The sequence below is a fragment of the Burkholderia gladioli genome (assembly GCF_000959725.1).
GTDB classification, from domain to species: domain Bacteria; phylum Pseudomonadota; class Gammaproteobacteria; order Burkholderiales; family Burkholderiaceae; genus Burkholderia; species Burkholderia gladioli.
Genome location: NZ_CP009323.1, coordinates 4257564 through 4275390, shown reverse-complemented (window position 1 = coordinate 4275390; position 17827 = coordinate 4257564). Strand labels below are relative to the sequence as shown.

Annotated in this window: 16 protein-coding genes; 11 read left to right on the top strand and 5 right to left on the bottom strand. The window is 64.0% G+C overall.

The annotated features are described in order from the left end of the window. Positions 1-86 precede the first annotated feature (86 nt). From BM43_RS35735 to BM43_RS39710, 4 genes are all read left to right on the top strand, one after another. Positions 87-1235, top strand: a complete 1149-nt coding sequence (locus tag BM43_RS35735; RefSeq protein WP_036051034.1) for an efflux RND transporter periplasmic adaptor subunit — start codon at positions 87-89, stop codon at positions 1233-1235. A gap of 13 nt (positions 1236-1248) precedes the next feature. After that, entirely contained in the window at positions 1249-4341 is a 3093-nt protein-coding gene (locus BM43_RS35730; RefSeq protein WP_036051036.1) for an efflux RND transporter permease subunit, read from the top strand. After that, on the top strand, positions 4328-5797 hold the full coding sequence (locus BM43_RS35725) for an efflux transporter outer membrane subunit (RefSeq protein WP_080741923.1): 1470 nt from the start codon (positions 4328-4330) through the stop codon (positions 5795-5797). Before BM43_RS35730 ends, BM43_RS35725 begins: the two co-directional genes overlap by 14 nt. Positions 5798-5921: 124 nt before the next feature. After that, positions 5922-6494 carry a Fur family transcriptional regulator gene (locus tag BM43_RS39710; RefSeq protein WP_080741924.1) on the top strand — a complete coding sequence of 191 codons (573 nt, stop codon included), beginning with the start codon at positions 5922-5924 and terminating at the stop codon, positions 6492-6494. 112 nt (positions 6495-6606) lie between these two features. Here BM43_RS39710 and BM43_RS35715 read toward each other — a convergent pair whose 3' ends face one another. Beyond that, entirely contained in the window at positions 6607-7458 is an 852-nt protein-coding gene (locus tag BM43_RS35715; RefSeq protein WP_036051038.1) for an AraC family transcriptional regulator, read from the bottom strand. A gap of 227 nt (positions 7459-7685) precedes the next feature. On the opposite strand from BM43_RS35715, the gene BM43_RS35710 reads away from it, so the two are divergent. Together BM43_RS35710 and BM43_RS35705 are read left to right on the top strand one after the other, a co-directional pair. Next, on the top strand, positions 7686-8105 hold the full coding sequence (locus BM43_RS35710; protein WP_036051040.1) for a hypothetical protein: 420 nt from the start codon (positions 7686-7688) through the stop codon (positions 8103-8105). A 99-nt stretch (positions 8106-8204) separates the two neighbouring features. Next, positions 8205-8975 (top strand): DUF72 domain-containing protein, encoded by a 771-nt coding sequence (locus tag BM43_RS35705; RefSeq protein WP_036051042.1) that lies wholly within the window; start codon positions 8205-8207, stop codon positions 8973-8975. On the opposite strand, the gene BM43_RS35700 is transcribed toward BM43_RS35705, so the two are convergent. From BM43_RS35700 to BM43_RS35690, 3 genes are all read right to left on the bottom strand, one after another. Further along, positions 8972-10453, bottom strand: a complete 1482-nt coding sequence (locus tag BM43_RS35700) for a UdgX family uracil-DNA binding protein (protein ID WP_036051044.1) — start codon at positions 10451-10453, stop codon at positions 8972-8974. The two genes, BM43_RS35705 and BM43_RS35700, sit on opposite strands and share 4 nt — an antisense overlap. A gap of 9 nt (positions 10454-10462) precedes the next feature. After that, entirely contained in the window at positions 10463-11674 is a 1212-nt protein-coding gene (locus BM43_RS35695; RefSeq protein WP_036051046.1) for a putative DNA modification/repair radical SAM protein, read from the bottom strand. 155 nt (positions 11675-11829) lie between these two features. Further along, positions 11830-12615 (bottom strand): AraC family transcriptional regulator, encoded by a 786-nt coding sequence (locus BM43_RS35690; protein ID WP_036051048.1) that lies wholly within the window; start codon positions 12613-12615, stop codon positions 11830-11832. Between the two features lie 97 nt (positions 12616-12712). Between BM43_RS35690 and BM43_RS35685 the strand changes: the two genes are divergently transcribed. The 5 genes from BM43_RS35685 to BM43_RS35665 all read left to right on the top strand — a co-directional run bounded on the left by BM43_RS35685 (position 12713) and on the right by BM43_RS35665 (position 16796). After that, entirely contained in the window at positions 12713-13633 is a 921-nt protein-coding gene (locus BM43_RS35685; RefSeq protein WP_036051051.1) for a DMT family transporter, read from the top strand. Next, the gene (locus BM43_RS35680) at positions 13630-14334 is read left to right on the top strand and encodes a hypothetical protein (RefSeq protein ID WP_230676268.1); all 705 of its coding nucleotides are present in this window, start codon (positions 13630-13632) and stop codon (positions 14332-14334) included. Before BM43_RS35685 ends, BM43_RS35680 begins: the two co-directional genes overlap by 4 nt. Positions 14335-14540: 206 nt before the next feature. Continuing rightward, entirely contained in the window at positions 14541-15287 is a 747-nt protein-coding gene (locus BM43_RS35675) for an SDR family oxidoreductase (protein ID WP_036051054.1), read from the top strand. Positions 15288-15409: 122 nt separating this feature from the next. Next, the gene (locus BM43_RS35670) at positions 15410-16264 is read left to right on the top strand and encodes a DJ-1/PfpI family protein (RefSeq protein ID WP_042283107.1); all 855 of its coding nucleotides are present in this window, start codon (positions 15410-15412) and stop codon (positions 16262-16264) included. Between the two features lie 67 nt (positions 16265-16331). Then, on the top strand, positions 16332-16796 hold the full coding sequence (locus tag BM43_RS35665) for a YybH family protein (RefSeq protein WP_036053330.1): 465 nt from the start codon (positions 16332-16334) through the stop codon (positions 16794-16796). 7 nt (positions 16797-16803) lie between these two features. Here the strand turns inward: BM43_RS35665 and BM43_RS35660 are convergent, their stop codons facing one another. Beyond that, complete coding sequence (locus BM43_RS35660; RefSeq protein WP_013698429.1) at positions 16804-17751, bottom strand: GlxA family transcriptional regulator; 948 nt, start codon at positions 17749-17751, stop codon at positions 16804-16806. Positions 17752-17827 lie beyond the last annotated feature (76 nt).

Sequence of the window (17827 nt, the reverse complement as noted above, 5' to 3'; positions counted from 1 at the left end):
CCCGTGCACTCACACATCATCGGCAGATCGGCCATGCGCGGTCGATCACGCGCCATCTCGATCCTCCTTTTTCAATGGGGGGGCGCATGAGCTCCGCCGCGATCTCCCGTGCCAAACCCATTGTCGTGAGCGTTGTCGGGCTGGCCGTGGTTTTCGGCCTTCTGTATGCCTGGCGCGCTGCTCGAAGCGGCGGCGCGGAACAACAGGCCATGCCGCCGATGCCCGTCTCGACAATCCGTGCAGAGCCCCGCAGCGTGGCCGAGGAGTGGCAGGCCGTCGGCAGCTTGCGAGCCGTGCGTGAAGTGATGCTGGCTCCCGATACCTCGGGGCGAGTGACTGCCATCGATTTCGACGCAGGGCAGTCCGTCAAGGAAGGGGCGGCGCTGATTCAACTCTACGATGCCCCCGAGCAGGCTGATCGTGCCGCCGCCGTGGCTAAAGCCGATTTCGCACAGCTGCAACTCAGGCGTTCGCAAGCGTTGGCGCCTACCGGGGCCGAGCCGCGCGAATTGCTCGAGCAACACAAGGCGGACGCCGCCCAGGCTGCCGCGGCAGTTCGGCAACTGGACGCACGCATCCAGCAAAAGACGATCCGTGCGCCGTTCTCCGGTCAGTTAGGCATCCGACGGATCAACCTGGGTCAGTATCTCAACGCCGGGGATGCGATCGCCACGCTGACCCAACTCGACCCGCTCTATGTCAACTTCACGTTGCCGCAGCAGGACTTGCCCGAGCTGACGCTGGGTGCACCGGTTCAGGTAACGGTGGATGCGGTGCCGGGCAGGGTGTTCACGGCCAAGATCAGCACCATCGAACCGCGTATCGATGGAGAAACCCGCAATGTGGCCATCCAGGCGCTGTTGCCCAATACCGACCGGTTGCTGAAATCCGGCATGTACGTGACTGCGCGGCTGGCATTGCCCGCCACGACCGACAATATCGTATTGCCGCTGACGGCGATCCAGACTTCTGCCTCGGGCGACAGTGTGGTGGTCGTGAAAGGCGCCGATGCGCAGGGAGTCGGCAAGGCGGTTGCCGTGCCGGTCGTCACCGGCCGCCAGCTCGGGGAAGATGTTCTAGTCACCCAAGGCGTCAAGCCCGGCGACATCGTGGTGATGGCCGGCCAGAACCGTCTGCCGCCCGGTGCAGCCGTAAAAATCAGCAGCGCGCCCCCTTCGGCGACGGCGACGCCGAGCGACTCGGCCGTTGTTTCCTCCAGCGCCAGCACGCGGTAAAGGAAACCACGCCATGCGCTTTACAGACATCTTTATCCGTCGGCCCATCCTGGCACTGGTGGTCAGCCTGCTCATTCTGCTGACGGGCGCCACCTCGATTTTCCTGTTGCCGGTGCGGCAATACCCATATCTCGAAAACGCCACCATTACCGTCAGTACCACGCTTCCGGGGGCAACCCAGGACGTGATGCAGGGTTTCGTGACCACGCCGATCGCGCAGTCCATCGCCACGGCCAGCGGTATTGAATATCTGAGTTCGACTACCACGCAAGGCAAGAGCGAGATCAAGGCGCGCTTGGTGCTCAACGCCAACGCCGATCGAGCGATGACTGAAATTCTTGCCAAGGTGCAGCAGGTCAAGTACCAGTTGCCCGCGGGTATCACCGATCCGGTCATCAGCAAGTCCACCGAGGGCGGCACGGCCGTGCAATACATCGCCTTCTACAGCAAGACGCTGTCGATCCCGCAAGTGACGGACTTCGCATCGCGGGTCGCGCAGCCTCTGCTTACCAGCATTCCGGGAGTCGCCTCCGCGGACGTCTATGGCGGCCAGACGCTGGCCATGCGCATCTGGATCGACCCTGTGAGGTTGGCCGCGCACGGGCTGTCGGCCGGCGAGATCTCGGCCGCTTTGCGCGCCAACAATGTGCAGGCCGCGCCGGGCCAGCTCAAGAGTTCGCTCACCGTCACCAACATCAGCGCCGCCACCGATTTGCGCAGCGTCGAGGATTTCCGCCAGATGGTCGTGAAGTCCAGCCCCGACGCAGGCATAGTGCGGCTGTCGGATGTCGCCACGGTGGAAATCGGTGGCCAAAACTACAACAACCTCTCGTTCGCCACCGGCATACCCGCGATCTTCGTCGCCCTCCAGCCCACGCCCGATGGAAACCCGCTGGAGATCGTCAAGCATGCCAACGAACTGCTGACCAGGATTCGTGCAATGGCACCCCCGGGATTGACGGTGGCGCCTAACTACAACGTGGCGCGCTTCGTCAATGCCTCCATCGAGGAGGTAAAACGCACACTGGTGGAAGCCATCGTGATCGTGATCGCGGTGATCTTCCTGTTCCTCGGCACTTTTCGCGCGGTGATCATTCCGGTCGTCACCATTCCGCTGTCGCTGGTCGGTACCGCTGCGTTGATGCTGGTCTGCGGTTTCTCGATCAACTTGTTGACACTGCTGGCGATGGTGCTGGCGATCGGACTGGTGGTGGATGATGCCATCGTCGTGGTGGAGAATATCCATCGACATATCGAGGAGGGGCTGACACCGGTGCGTGCGGCACTGCTCGGCGCACGCGAAATCGTCGGTCCGGTGATCGCCATGACGATCACGCTGGCGGCGGTCTACGCGCCAATCGGCATGATGGGGGGGCTGACCGGCGCGCTGTTCAAGGAGTTCGCCTTCACATTGGCCGGCTCGGTCATCGTCTCCGGGGTGGTCGCGCTGACGCTCTCGCCGGTGATGAGCTCGATGCTGCTCAGTTCCAGGCAGGGCGAGGGGCGGCTGGCGAAGCGGGTCGAGCACTACATGGAAGGACTGACGGCGTTCTATGGGCGCTTGCTGGCCCGCACGCTAGCCGCTCGCGGTGCGGTGCTGCTGGTCGGCGTGGCCGTGCTGGCCGCCATCGTCGTGCTGTTCACCGGTACCCGCCGCGAACTGGCGCCGACCGAGGATCAGGGCGCCGTCATCGTCGTCACCAAGGCGCCGCAATATGCCGGCGTGGGCTACACCGCCCGCTATGCCCGGCAGATCGAGAAACTGTTCGAGACGATTCCCGAGTTCGACAGCAGCTTCATGAATATCGGCGACGCCGCCGGTGGCCAGAACATGATGCTCGGCGGCGCGATCCTCAAGGATTGGTCGAAACGCAAACGGTCGGCCACTGCAATCCAGGGGCAGATTCAAGCCGCCGGCGGCGCCATCGACGGGGAGACCTTGACCGCCGTGCAGTTGCCCCCGTTACCGGGTTCCAGCGGCGGCCTGCCGGTGCAGATGGTGCTGCGCTCGCCCGACGACTTCAAGGTGCTGTACGAGACCGGGGAGAAGATCAAGGCAGCGGCCTATGCCAGCGGCCTGTTCCTCTACGTGCAGAACGACCTGTCCTATGACAGCCCGCAGGCGCACATTACGATCGACAATGCGAAGGCCAGTGAGATGGGCGTGACGATGCAGTCCATCGCCGATACGCTGGCCGTGCTGGTTGGCGAAAACTACGTCAATCGCTTCAACTTCCACGATCGCTCCTATGACGTGATCCCGCAAGTGCGCGGTACCGAGCGCATGACTGCGCAAGACCTTGGGCGCTTCTATGTCAAGACGACCTCCGGCGCGCTGGTGCCACTGTCCACTGTGACGCGAGTCGAGATGCGCCCGCAAGCGAACCAGCTCACCCAGTTCGGCCAGATGAACTCAGCCACGCTCGAGATGCTGCCGGCGCCGGGCGTGAGCATGGGCGAGGCCGTGAAGTTCCTGCAATCACAGCCCCTGCCGCCGGGCACCAGTGTGGACTGGCTCAGCGACAGCCGCCAGTTCGTGCAGGAGGGCAACCGCCTGCTGGTCTCCTTCTGCTTCGCATTGGTGGTGATCTTCCTGGTGCTGGCGGCGCAATTCGAGAGCCTGCGCGATCCGCTGGTGATCCTGGTGACGGTGCCGCTGGCGGTCTGCGGCGCGCTGGTGCCGCTGTGGCTCGGCTTTGCCACGCTCAATATCTACACCCAGATCGGATTGGTCACCTTGATCGGCCTGATCTCCAAGCACGGCATCCTGATGGTCACCTTCGCCAATCATATCCAGCACCACGAAAACCTGAGCCGCATCGAAGCTATCGAGAAGGCGGCGGCGGTGCGGATGCGTCCTGTGCTGATGACCACCGCGGCAATGGTCGCCGGCCTTGTGCCGCTGTTGTTCGCAGACGGCGCGGGCTCGGCCAGCCGGTTCTCCATCGGCATCGTGGTGGTGATGGGCATGATGGTCGGCACCTTCTTCACGCTGTTCGTGCTACCCACGGTCTACAGCTTCATCGCCAAGGATCACCGGGCAACGGCGGAAAGTCCTCGCGCCCGCGAACTCGCTACTGCGGAGGCTCCCGATGTCGCCCTTTGAACCGATTCCCGCGATGCCGGTGGTGTCGCGTCCGGTGAAGCTTGCCCGTCCGCGCGCTGCGATCATGGCGATTGCCCTCGCCATGATCACCGCAGGCTGCGCCAGCGGCCCCGATTACCACGCACCGGCCTTGCCGGAGACCGCGGCGGGTCCCTTCGTCAGTCACCCAGCCAATACGGATGTTGCCGAAGCGCTGCCTGCGAACTGGTGGAAGCTGTATGACGATCCCACGCTCAACAATCTGGTGCAGGAAGCCTTGTCGGCCAACACCAACCTGCGCGTGGCGATGGCCAACCTCGGTCGCGCGCGGGCCATCTACAAGGAAGCACGCAGCGGGCAATTCCCTTCGACCAGTCTGTCGGGAGGCGTGGGATACGGGCGCGATCAGACCACGTGGACGGGCACCGGCCAGGCCCCCGCGCAATGGAGTGAAAGCGCCGGCCTCGACGTCTCCTATGAACTCGATCTGTTCGGTCGGGTCAGGCGCGACATCGAGGCTGCTCGCGACGACACCGATGCAGTCGCCGCCGCCTACGATGCCGCCAGGGTAGTTGTCGTTGCGGAGACGACGCGGGCCTATGTGGACGCCTGCAGCTACGGTGAGTCCATCGGCGTGGCGCGCTCGTCCGTCGAGCTGGCACGGCGCAGCCTGGATCTCATCGACAGCCAGGCGCATGCGGGCTCGGCGTCGCATCTGGACGTGGAACGGGCTGGCGTCACGCTGGCCCAGGCCCAGGCCGCCTTGCCGCCATTGCAAGGCCAGCGCGAGGCCGCACTGTTCGAGCTGGCCGCGTTGATGGGGCGCACGCCCTCGCAAGTGCCGGAAGCGGCGCGTGCCTGCACCGAGGCTCCCGAGATTGCCGGTGCGTTGCCGGTCGGCGACGGCACCGCGCTGCTGCGCCGTCGGCCGGACGTGCGTCAGGCCGAGCGCCAACTGGCGGCAGATACCGCCCGCATTGGCGTGGCCGTGGCGGATCTCTATCCGCGCGTCACGCTGGGCGCCTCGGGTAACTACCTGCGTGACGACTACCTGAAAGGCAATCGCACCTTGTCCTTCTCTTTTGGGCCACTCATCTCCTGGACGTTCCCCAACATGATGGTGGCTCGCAGTCGCATCGCACAGGCGAGGGCACAAAGCGCGGCATCGCTGGCCAGTTTCGATGGCACCGTGCTGAATGCCCTGAAGGAGTCCGAGCAATCGTTGAGTGCCTATGACGCGGCAATGCAGCAACGTGATGCCTTGATCGACGCGCGCGAGCGGGCGAAGAACGCTTTCCAGCTGGCTGACCAGCGTTACCGGGCGGGCTCGATCAGCTACCTCGACGTGATCGTGGCACAGACCAGCCTGATCGATGCGAAAGCCCAGGTGGCCGCGGCCGACCAGCGCGTCGGCTCTGCGCGAGTTAGCGTATTCAAGGCGCTTGGTGGTGGCTGGGAGCAGGCCAGTACGCAGTAATGCCCGAGGGCGTCGGCGCGTTGGCGACCTCACCGTCGCGCCGATGTCCGATACCAACCATTAGCCACGCGGCTCGGCGTTGTCACGAACAACCGGAGATCCGGCATAGCGAAGGAATACGGATATGGACCCGCACGACGACCCGCCTCGGATCATTGACCTGATTACATCGTTCGGTAGCAAGAGCCTGCCGTCAGGCAACCAGACGATGAAGCACACCGCAGCAGCCTGTCCGGCGACCAGATCGCCGATGTCGTCTCAGGAGCAACGATTGGCCGCTAGCCGCCTGCGCCCGACGATCGCTCGTACCAGTGTGTTGTCCGTACTGGAACAGGTGGCGCCGCGCTGTCTCGATGCGAGTCAAATGTATCGCATCCTCTGCACGCAATTCGACAGCCTCAAACCGGCCTCGATCTACCGGGCGCTGAACGATTTATGGACCTCGGGATTGCTGGTCCGTATGGAAGGCGCGCAAGGCCGTGCTCTCTACGCGCTCAAGCCGGACAGGAAGAATCTTCAGAACGACACCATGCGCTGCCACTGTGGCGCGCGGTTGGTTTTTATCGAGGATCGGGTCTTACTCGAGCATCTCCGATCGTTGGCGAGTCAGGAAGGCTTCGATCTCGACGAGGAGTCAGCTTTCACCATCACCATGAAGTGTGCGGAATGTCGGATGGTCCAAGGCAGAAGAGGATAGGCGAGCGCGAACCGAGCTCGCCAAATTCGACGGCAGCTTGGCGCTGATGCCCAGGCGCTATCTCCGGGTTTTCCGTCGGGTTCCATGCTCGGTGAACGAGCGCACGCTGCAGTCAAGGCGAGACCTGATCGGCAAGCACGATGCCGCGGATGGCAGCAGCCTGTGCGTTTGTCGTTCGATCGGCAAGGTATCGAGCTGGCGGCTTGCCTACCGCCTTGCGGAACATGGTGACGAACCCGCTGGCATTTTCGTAGCCCAGTTCCAGCGCCACCGTTTGCACGCTTTCGCCTTTCGTCAGGCGTTGGAGTGCAAGGATCACATGCAGTTGCCGGCGCCAGCGTCCGAAGCTCATGCCGATTTCGTGCATCAGCAGCCGGCTCATGCTTCGTTCGCTCATGCCGATGCGGGTAGCCCAATCGCCCTTCGAGGCTTTGTCCGTAGGATCGGCCAACAGCATTTCCGCGAGTCGGCGCAATCGCGGATCGCGCGGCATCGGCAAATGCAGGTCTTCCACCGGCGCCATCGCCAGTTCATCCAGCAACACGGCAATCAGCCGGTCTTCCCGACTTCCCAGCGGATATAACTCGGGGAAGCCGGCCACCTTCAGAAGCAGTTCACGCAGCAATGGCGAGACGGAGATCGTGCAGCAGGATTTCGGAAGATCCGGTGCGGCGTCAGGCTCCACGAACAGGCAATGGCACTCCGTTTCGCCCGATCCGCGTGCCGCGTGGGGCAAGTCTCCTGGTATCCATACCGCGCATTGCGGCGGCACGATCCAGACGCCGTCTTCAATTTCGCAGTTGAGAATGCCGCGCACGGAGTAAAGCAGTTGCGCCCGCCGATGCCGATGCTTCGCATGTTCCCAGTCCTTCGTCACCGTCATGGCGCTCAGCGCGACAACGGGCCGGGGGACGTTGTCCACGTCCTTGGACACGATCAAATCGGTGATGGCAATGCTTGACATGGTGCGTATCAGACCTCGGGTCGAAGATTAGGCGCTGGCCTAATCGAAAAATATTATGGCCAAATTGTGCAGTGACGTCGAGCTATTCCGTCGGTATCGTGTGCTTGACCATGCTGGCCGTTCTGCTTATCAGGGCCATTGCGCTTCCGACCTGCAGAGGTATCCCATTGTCTTGACGAGGTGGGGCTGCCAGCTATTTCCCCTTATGTTACGAAGGAGTATTCGGCATGTTGATTGACGCCTCGCAGTTCCCCATGGTCTGGATGCGACTGAACGCGCCGGGCGCCGACCCCACAGTCTCGCCTTTTGCCGAGTTCGAGGGATTGCTCGCGCGGAAGCAGGTTTTTGTTTTGCTCAACGACGAGGGGCTTGATAAAGGAGAGCAGGGAGAGCACGAACATCCGCAGGAAGAAATGAAGCAAACCTCGCTGTGGATGAAACGCCACAAGAGCGAATTGCGGGCCTTCGTCAGGGCAGGGATTTACATCGAACCGAATACCGCCAAGCGGCTGGCGACCAAGGCATTTGCTCTGATGTATGAGAAATTTTGGGGCTTTCCCATGCTGACGGTTGCGACGAGAGACGAGGCACTGGCCCTGGCGTGGAAGTTGTTGCCGGGCGAGCAAACGAGTGCACGGTCGCACTAGTCCCGACAGGAGGCGCACGGTTTCTATCCGAGTGGGCGACTCCCGGCATGCTAGGCTGGCGGCATCACGCGTCAATCCGGCCGATACGCTCCCAACCCCATGACCTTCAGGACGCGCTCCGCAACTCAATCAAACGCATGTCCGATCCATGTCGGATGTGCCGGATGGGCGCTGTCATCGCGGCTAGCCGAGCGATTTCCCACGCAAGGCAGCCATCTGGAGCGTTACGCACGAGTCTTCTCCTCGGTGGAGATCAACTCCTCGTTCTATCGTCCTCATCAGCCGAAGACCTATGCGCGATGGGCCGCGAGTGTACCCGACGAATTCCGGTTCTCGGTCAAGCTGCCACGTCGAATCTCGCATGAACTGAGGTTGCGCGACACCGACGCCGCCCTCGGCGAATTCCTGGCTCAGGTCGAGCCGCTGAAGGAAAAGCTGGGCTGCCTGTTGCTTCAATTGCCGCCCAGCCTGGCCTTGGACGAGGCCACGGCCCTCGGCTTTTTCTCGTTGCTGCGAAGCGGCACGGCAACCCCGGTGGTTTGCGAACCGCGCCATGCGAGCTGGTTCACCGAGGCGGGGGCGGCGATCATGGAACGTGCCGGGGTCGGCTGCGTGCGGGCGGACCCGCCGCCCGTCGCCGATATCGAGCCAAGGGGCGATTCACGCACCCTGTACGTCCGTTTGCACGGTTCGCCGGAAATTTATTATTCGGCATACGACGAGCCGTTCCTCGACGCGGTGGCGGCTCGGGCGGTCGAGGCCAGCCGCTCCGGCTCCGAGGTCTGGTGCATTTTCGACAATACCGCGCGCGGCGAGGCCATTCCCAATGCGTTGACGCTGACGGAGAAATTGGCGAAGGCAAACCGTTAAGCGGAATCGTTCCGGGCGCGACCATGGAGCGGCGCATCGGCATCCGCCATTTCGCGCGCAAGAACGAGTGCCCGGATCATGTCGTCGAGCACCTCGTCGCGCGAGTTGTCATCCTGCTGGCGTAACGCGAACGACGGGTGATAGGTGGCGATGGCCCATCCACCATCGATCTCGAAAGGCGCATTCACGTAATCGCGAAGCTTGGCTTGCCTGCGCAACAGCGCGGTGAGCGCCGTGGCACCTAGCGCCACGATCACGGCAGGTCGAACCGTGTCCAGTTCATGCTCGAGCCAGTGATGGCAGGCTTCGATTTCACGTTGCATCGGCGTTTTGTGCAAACGGCGCTTGCCGCGCGGCTCCCACTTGAAATGCTTCACTGCATTGGTCAGATAAACCTGGTCGCGCAATAGACCCGCGCGCTCGATGGCAAGGTCGAGCAGTTGTCCCGCCGGCCCGACGAACGGTTGTCCGCTCAGGTCTTCCTGATCGCCCGGTTGCTCGCCGATCAACATGATTCGAGCGCTGCTCGGCCCCGCGCTGCCTACCGCCTGCGTGGCGTTACGCCACAAGTCGCAACGTCGGCAAGCATCCAGCGAAGAGGCTTGCTCTCGAACCGGTTGCGCCACCTCGGCTTCGACAGCAATCGCCTTGCCGTTCAGCGTGCCGATACCGCTGGCTTGAGCGAGCCGCCGCGCACCGCTTCTGGCTTCGCTGATCATGCCGGGAATCAAACGGGCCTCAGGCAAGCCCTTCCAGAAACGTACCGGCATATGCTGCTCCAGCGCGGTTTCGTTCAGTCGCGCCGGGTTGAACGTGCTCCGGTAATACGCGATCCACAATGCCTCGGCCTCATCCTCGGTGTCATGACGATGATCGCCCGGCAACGCGCGACGCGCGTCCAGATGCAACTGGCTGCCGTCCCAGAAGGCCGCGCCGCGAGGTGTGGTGATGAGCCACGAGGATCGGCCCATGCGCTGCGCGAAATGTTCCGCTGCCCATTCGAGCACGTCGTGCTCGGGTTCGTACCATGCGAGGTATTCGGGAACGGCCTGGGCATCCGGCTGCTTGCGAAATCGCACATAGGCGATCATGTCGTGCTGCGCGCGGCGCACGCTCTTGGCCATGCGGTAAAGCCGTGCGCCGTCGGTATCGGCGGGCGATGCCGCCGAGCGGTCGCCGTGATGCCAGCGCCACAGCACCTTGTACAAGAACGCCCAGCGCTGGGGATCGCGAAACGATGCGGCGTCTCTCAGCAGCGCCGCGAACGCCTTCGACACCTGAACCTCGGCCAGGCGAGTCGAAGCCGCGGCCGTGCCTGGCGATGCCGGCGCGTAGTCGATCGAGGCTTGCTGCTGCGGCATCTCGATAGCCTCCGCGAGACGCCAGTGGATCGACGCCGGCGGAAGGTCTTCAGCGAGCGCCGCGAGCGAGGCCGCGCGCCACGCGGCAAAGCGATCCTCGATCACGATGGTGCGCATCGGCCTTCCTCACAACAGCGCGAGTTGCACCGGCGGCGGCGCGAGTACGCGGCGCAGCGCCTCGGACGACGCATCATGCAGGGCGGCGCGATAATCCTGCGTCACCACGAACGGCCGGATCTTCTCCATCGGACAGCGCAGCCGCACCAGATCCTCGTAACGGACACGACGCGTGCGCCGCAACTCCACGATGCGTTTTGCGTTACGCATGCCGATGCCGGGCACGCGCGCGATCGCGCGAAGCGGCGCGCGGTTGAGGTCGACAGGAAAATGTTCGCGATGAGCGAGCGCCCAGGCGAGCTTCGGATCGATGTCGAGCGCCAGGTCCGCGCTGCTCCCGAACAGCTCGTCCGCATGGAAGCCGTAGCCGCGCAGCAGAAAGTCGGCTTGATAAAGCCGATGTTCGCGCAGCAGAGGCGGCGCCTGCGCGGGCAAGGCGGACGGGCTGTCTGGAATGGGACTGAAGGCCGAGTAGTAAACGCGCTTGAGCTTGAACGAGCCGTAGAGCGATTCGGCCGTCTGCAGGATGGTGCGATCGTTCGTCTGGTCGGCCCCGACGATCATTTGCGTGCTTTGCCCGGCCGGCGTGAACGGCGGCGCTTTGGTCTCGGCCTGCGCCTCTTCCTGCGCAAGCCGGATCGATCCCATCGCCAGCTTGATGGTTCGCACGTTCTTTTCCGGCGCGAGGCGCGCGAGACTGCCGTCCGTCGGCAATTCGATATTCACGCTCAGACGATCCGCATAGCGACCGGCTTTCGCGATGAGCTCCGGGTCCGCGTCGGGAATGGTCTTGAGATGCAGATAACCGCGGAACTGGTGGTCCTCCCGCAGCGACTGCGCCACGCGCACCAATTGTTCCATCGTGTAGTTGGACGAGCGGATGATGCCCGAACTCAGGAACAGGCCGTCGATATAGTTGCGTCGGTAAAAATCGAGCGTGAGATCGACGACTTCCTCGGGCGTGAAGCGCGCGCGCGGCACGTTGCTGGAGCGGCGGTTCACACAGTACTGGCAGTCGTACAGGCAAAAGTTGGTGAGCAGGATCTTGAGGAGCGACACACAGCGCCCGTCCGGCGTGAAGCTGTGGCAGATGCCCGCGCCGGTGCTGGCACCGAGCCCGGAAATACCGCGCGAGCCGCGCTTGGGCGCGCCGCTGCTGGCGCAGGATGCATCGTACTTCGCCGCGTCGGCCAACACCTCGAGCTTCTTTTGCAGTTCCACGTCGCCACCGATACTGTATATGCGTACAGTATTTTACGTGGGCCGGCGGCGGGCGCAAGCGGAATATGAAAGGGTTTTTGGGGTGGAATCGAAGGGGCGGGCCGCGAAGCGAGCGGGGCGCGACACTGGACGCGCGAGATGCACGGTATCGCGAGCTAGGATTTTTCCAGTTGGCGATGGAAAACCGAAGGCGGGACGCCAAAGTATCGCCGGAACATCGCGGTAAACGCGCTGGGGCTGCTGTAGCCGCAATCCAGGGCGATATCGATGATTCTCCTGCCCTGAGCCAGTTGCCGGAGGGCGAACAGGAATCTGGCCTGGTCCCGCCATTGCCCGAATGTCATACCCGTCTCCTTCTGGAAGAGACGATGCACGGTCTTGGCGGTGACGCCCAGCGTGGCGGCCCATTGGCCGACCGTCGAGGCATTGGCGGGATCGTCGACGAGGGCCGCGCAAATCGACTTGATGCGGGCATCCTGAGGCGCCGGGAGATGCAGCGGTAGAACGTCCGCTGTCAGCAGTTCGTCGGCAAGCAGGCGCATGAGTCGGCCGTCCCGCGTGTCGTCCGAATAATCCCGCGGGACGCGCACGGCGGCCACGACGAGTTCCCGCAGGAGAGGGGAGACATTGATCACGCAGCTCTCCAGAGGCAGACCGATGGCCGCGGCATCGATGAATACCGTGCGCATCTTGACATCCCCCGACATCTTCACCACATGCTCGACGCCGGCAGCGAGCCATAGCGCCCTGTTCGGCGGCACCACCCACGAACAGGCCATCGACCGGACCACCATCACGCCCTCGATCGCATACAGCAGTTGAGCCTTGGGATGCGCGTGCCAGCCGGTGGACGTCCCGCTCGGCCAGTTCACGTCCATCGCGCACATCGCGCGGTCCGTGTCGTGGAAGTCCAGGTGCTTCAGGGCGAGATTTTCGATCATGTCCCTATCTCTACAGTTGCTGCCACTATAGAGTCAGACTGACTACTTGGGAAGGCGTAGCCTCGGGGTTCTCGAAGCCTTTCTCCGACGAGTCGCCATGAAGCACAAAGCTGCCTACCTGTTTCCCTTTTTCACGATCGTGATCTGGTCGGGAAACGTGATCGTGTCCCGCCTGTCGGCCCATACCATCGGCCCTGGGGCGATCACGTTCTATCGCCTGCTCCTTGCCGTTCTCATCATGAGCGTGTTTGTCGCCAGGCCAGCCTGGCGCAATCGCGACGAGATCTGGCCGCACATCGGCAAGCTGGCCATACTCGGTTTCCTGGCGCTGTGTTTCTTCCAGGTGCTCTCGTACACGGCGGCCTCGTCGACCACGGCAACCAACCTCGCGGTCTTCACCGCGCTGACGCCGCTGCTCACCGTGGTTCTGAGCGCGTTCTTCCTCGAGGACACTCCCACGGTCGGCATGGTCGGTGGCGGCGTGCTTTCGCTGATCGGCCTGATCTACCTCGTCAGCAAGGGCAACCCGGTTTCGCTCTTCGATAATGGCGCGCATCCCGGCGATCTGTTGATCTTCGTGGCAGCGATCGGTTATGCACTGTACGGCGTCCTGCTCAAGCGATGGAATCTTCCCGTCACCGGCTGGCAGTCGACCTACGTGCAGTCCATCTGCGCGCTGGTCGTGATGTTGCCGGCCTTCCTCGTCACGCCTCCGGCATCGCGGCAACTGAACGCCGCGACGCTGCCGTTGATCGCCTATGCGGGCGGACTGGCCTCGGTGGTGCTGCCGTTCTTGTGGGTTCGCGGCGTGCATGTGCTCGGCCCCAACCGCTGCGCGATATTCATGAACCTGCTGCCGGTGCTCACGGCCGTCATCGCCATCGGCATGCTCGGCGAGCCGGTTCGTGCGTACCACGTGATCGGCGGTGGCATCGCGCTGATCGGCGTGGCATGCGCGGAGTGGTTTCGTCGGCCGCTGCGAGGCGCGGCCCCCGACATGCGGGGAATGGTCGAATGACGCGCGACGAATTGCAAATGACGGATCCACGAACGATGCAGACGACGATGTCGGATCAGGATGTATCCCGCTTGACGCAGGCGATCGACCGCTTGACGCAGGCGATCGACCGCTTGACGGCGAGCTTGAACCAGTTGGCAGGTGGCGGCGAGGCATCGGCCGCGACGGCCGTGCCGGATGCACTGGCTTACCGTTGGCATCGGGATCGGGGCCTGTTTGCGCGGTCCGGGCTGATGCCGATCCGGCTGCGCCGGCTCACCGATGCGCTGAAGGCACCGAACCGGATCGAGGATGCGCCCGGGGCGGGCGGCTCGGCGCTGCAGACCGTGCAGGCGATCAACGCGGAGGCGGCCTCCTACGCGAGCACGCAGATCGCCGTCGGCCCGAACATGATGATCACGCAGGCGGGCGGCATGGTCGCGCAGGCGGCGGCCAATTACTTCGAGGCATCGACCTCGCTGGCGATCGCGGGCAAGAGCGTGCTGATGAAGGATCTGGCGCAGAAGACCGTCGACGAGAACGTGCCCGGGATGGCGATGGATGCGATGGGCCTGCTGTTGACGGACCTGTTCGTCGCCACCGCGGCGCTCGTCGCGGGCGCCGCCGAGGCAATCGAAGGGGAGGCCGCCAGTATCGCGCTCGACAAGATCGACGAGAGCCTGCAGAAGTACCAGGCGCTGCTGGACAAGAAGGGCACGTAGGGCGCGTTGGCGGCGCGCCGTCCTCGACATCCCCGGTTCGCCGAATCCCGACCACGAAGCGGGAATGGCTTTTTTTGAGGGTTATAAGTCCTTTGAGCCATCTTCCTCGGATTCCATAATCTGCTCACGAAATCAGGCCGGAGCCGGCGCAACGATGCGCCGGACTTCAGCCCGATCCATGGCGAAGCAGATAGAGGAACACGAAGATGAGACTCAGCAACAAGACGGCGCTGATCACCGGCGGCACCAGCGGCATTGGCCTTGCGACGGCCAGGCTCTTCATTGCGCAAGGCGCGCGTGTGGCGGTCACCGGCCGCGACGAAGCCGCATTCGAGCGCGTGAGGGCCGAGCTCGGCGAACATGCACTGGTCCTGAAGGGCGACGTCCGCTCGATCGAGGACATGCGCGCGATCGCGGCCGAGGTGCAGGAGCGGTTCGGCGGCCTCGATATCGTGTTCGCCAACGCGGGCTGGGCCTTTCCCTCCGCGATCGGCGACATCGACGAAAGGCTCTACGACGAGATCATGGACATCAACGTCAAGGGCGTGGTGTTCACGCTGCAAGCCGTGCTGCCTTTCTTGCGCGAAGGCTCGTCAGTCATCCTCAATACATCCTTCGTTGCCCGGACGGGCAAGCACGGCATCTCGCTGACCGCCGCGGCGAAGGCTGCCGTGCGATCGCTGGCCCGCAGCTGGTCCTACGAATTCCTCGATCGCAGGATCCGCTTCAACGCGATCGCACCGGGCGTGATCGACACGCCGCTGATCGGCAGGTGGGGCATGTCGGACGAGTGGGTTCGCGAGCGCAAGGCCGAGTTCGCCCAAGCCATTCCGGTCGGCCATGTGGGCCAGGCCGAGGACATCGCCCACGCGGCGCTCTACCTCGCCAGCGACGAATCCTCGTACGTCGTTGGCACCGAGCTGGTGGTCGACGGCGGCGCCTCGCAGCTTTAAATCCTGGCTGCGCGACTTCCCTCTTCATCAAACGCCCGCCCGGCTGTCCGCCGCGGCGGTGCTTCAATCCGGCCCGAGGCGGCTGCGCTCGCGCAGGGGCCGCAGTACAAGGAGAAACGATCTTGACCGACCAAAGCAACAAGCCTATCGCCGACGAGGCACTCGACCGGGCAGGCCATGCCCGGCGCAGTCTCCTCAGGTTCGGCGGCGCCGCCACGCTCGGCGCCGTGCTGGGTGGGGGCGTCCTGCTCGGCCACGCCAGCCCGGCTCTCGCCGAAGCGGCGAGCCAGGGCGAACTCGCGCCGAACGAGCCGCTCGATATCCTGATCGTGAACTACGACGGCGGGACCCTGCTCGATTTCGCCGGCCCCAGCGAGATCTTCCACCGGCTGCCGAACACGAAGGTCCGTTATGCCAGCCTGAACGGGGGCAACGTGACGCTCGAATTCGGCGTCGTGTATGGCAACACCGAGCGACTGGCCGATATCGAAAGCACGGACCTGATCCTGGTGCCCGGCGGATCCGATCTGTCAGTGCCGATGAGGCCGGAATATCAAGCCCAGATCCGTCGTCTCGCCGAGGGCGCCAGGCACGTGACGTCGGTCTGCAACGGATCGCTGGTGCTGGCCGCCACCGGCGTTCTCAAGGGCAAGCGCAGCGCCTGCCACTGGGCCTTCGTCAACAAGCTGGCCGAATACGGCGCGATCCCCGTTCCCGATCGCTTCGTCGAGGACGACCATGGCCGCTTCATGAGCGGCGGCGGCGTGACCGCGGGCATCGATTTCGCGCTGCGCGTGGCCGAGAAGCTGCGCGGACGACAGGCCGCCGAATTCACGCAGCTCGTCATCGAATACGACCCGGCGCCGCCGTTCCATTCCGGCCATCCCAGGGACGCGCGGCCGGAAGTGGTCGCGATGGTCGACAAGGAACTGCCCGGTGCCTCCAAGGGGCTCGCGCGAATTCCGGGCGTTCGCTGAGCATGCCGCATGCGCGCCGTTCGGCGCGCCGTCTTTCCCGATCCACACCTTGTTCGGAAACCATTCGATGCAACCGATTCGTTTTTATGCCGCCGTCCTGGCGGCCTGTCTTCCCGTTCTCGCGTTTGCCTCGCCGGCAACCGACGGCAGCCCACGGCCTGAAATCCAGGCGGCCATCAAGGCCGAGAACGCACGTTGGGCGCAAGCCTTCGCGCGGGGCGATTACGAGGCGATCGGCCGGCTCTACACGAGCGACGGCACGCTCCTGCCGCCCGGCGGCGACAAGGTCACGGGTGCCAGCGCGATCACCGACTACTTCAACAAGGGCTATGCCGGAACGAAGCCGGGCACCGTGTCGTTCAGCCATTACGAGTTCTACGGCGACGAGCGGATCGTGACCGAGGTGTCGGACGCGGAGGTTCGCGATCACGAGGGAAGGCTCGAGATCCGCGGCAAGCAGATCCTCGTCTTCCTGAAGCAGGGCGGCGCCTGGAAACTGCATCGCGACATGTGGAACGACTACCCGCGCTGATCGTCGATCACCGCTTGCCGAGCAATCGGCTCTCGCGCCGGATCGATTGCGGAGGATGCCCGTGCAGCTTGACGAAGGCCCTGCGCATTCGTTCCGGATCGACGAAGCCCACCGCCAGCGCGATCTGCTCGATCGGCTCGCTGCCGTCCTGCAGGCGCAATCGCGCCGCCTCCACGCGCAGGCGTTCCACCGCCTTGGCGGGCGTCTCGCCCGTCTCGCGACGGAACGCCCGGGCGAATTGTCGAGGACTCAATCTTGCTGCATCCGCGAGTCGCTCGACCGGCAGCGCTTCCGCCAGATGCTCCCTGGCGAAGTTCAGGGCGATGCGGATGCGATCCGATTCCGGCTCCATCTGCGACATGGCCGAGAACTGCGACTGGCCCCCCGGCCGACGATAGGGCACCACCAGTAGCCGCGACACCGTGCGCGCGACGTCCGCGCCCATGTCCTGCTCGATCATCGCCAGCGCCAGGTCGATGCCGGAGGCGATGCCCGCCGAGGTCCAGATGCGCCCGTCCGCGATGTAGATGCTGTCGCTCTCGACCCTGACGCGAGGGAAGCGGGATTGCAGGTGGGCGGCATACCGCCAGTGCGTGGTCGCTCTCAGCTCGTTGAGCAGATCGGTTGCCGCCAGCAGGAAGGCGCCCGTGCACACGCTCGCCACCCGCGAGGCCCTCGCGCTCAATTTCCGGGCGGCGGCGATGTTGTCCGCTTCCTCCATCGGGGCGATATCGCCACCCACGAAGATCACGGTATCGAATGCGCGCCTGCCGATCGGCCGGGTCTCGATCGGCAGCCCCGTGTTGCCGTGAACCGGTCCTCCCGCCTGCGAAAGCACGTGAAGCTCGTAGGGGCTGTGGCCGGCGGCCGTGGCGACCTGGTTGAAGCTCGACAGCGGCCCGGCGAGATCGAGCGCATCATAACCGCGACAAACGTAGAACCCGATTCGATGCATGATGAGGTGGCCGGCTGAAAACCCTGGTGAAGTCGCATTCTAAGGAGAAAAGAAGCGATCGCCGTATCTGTCTTGA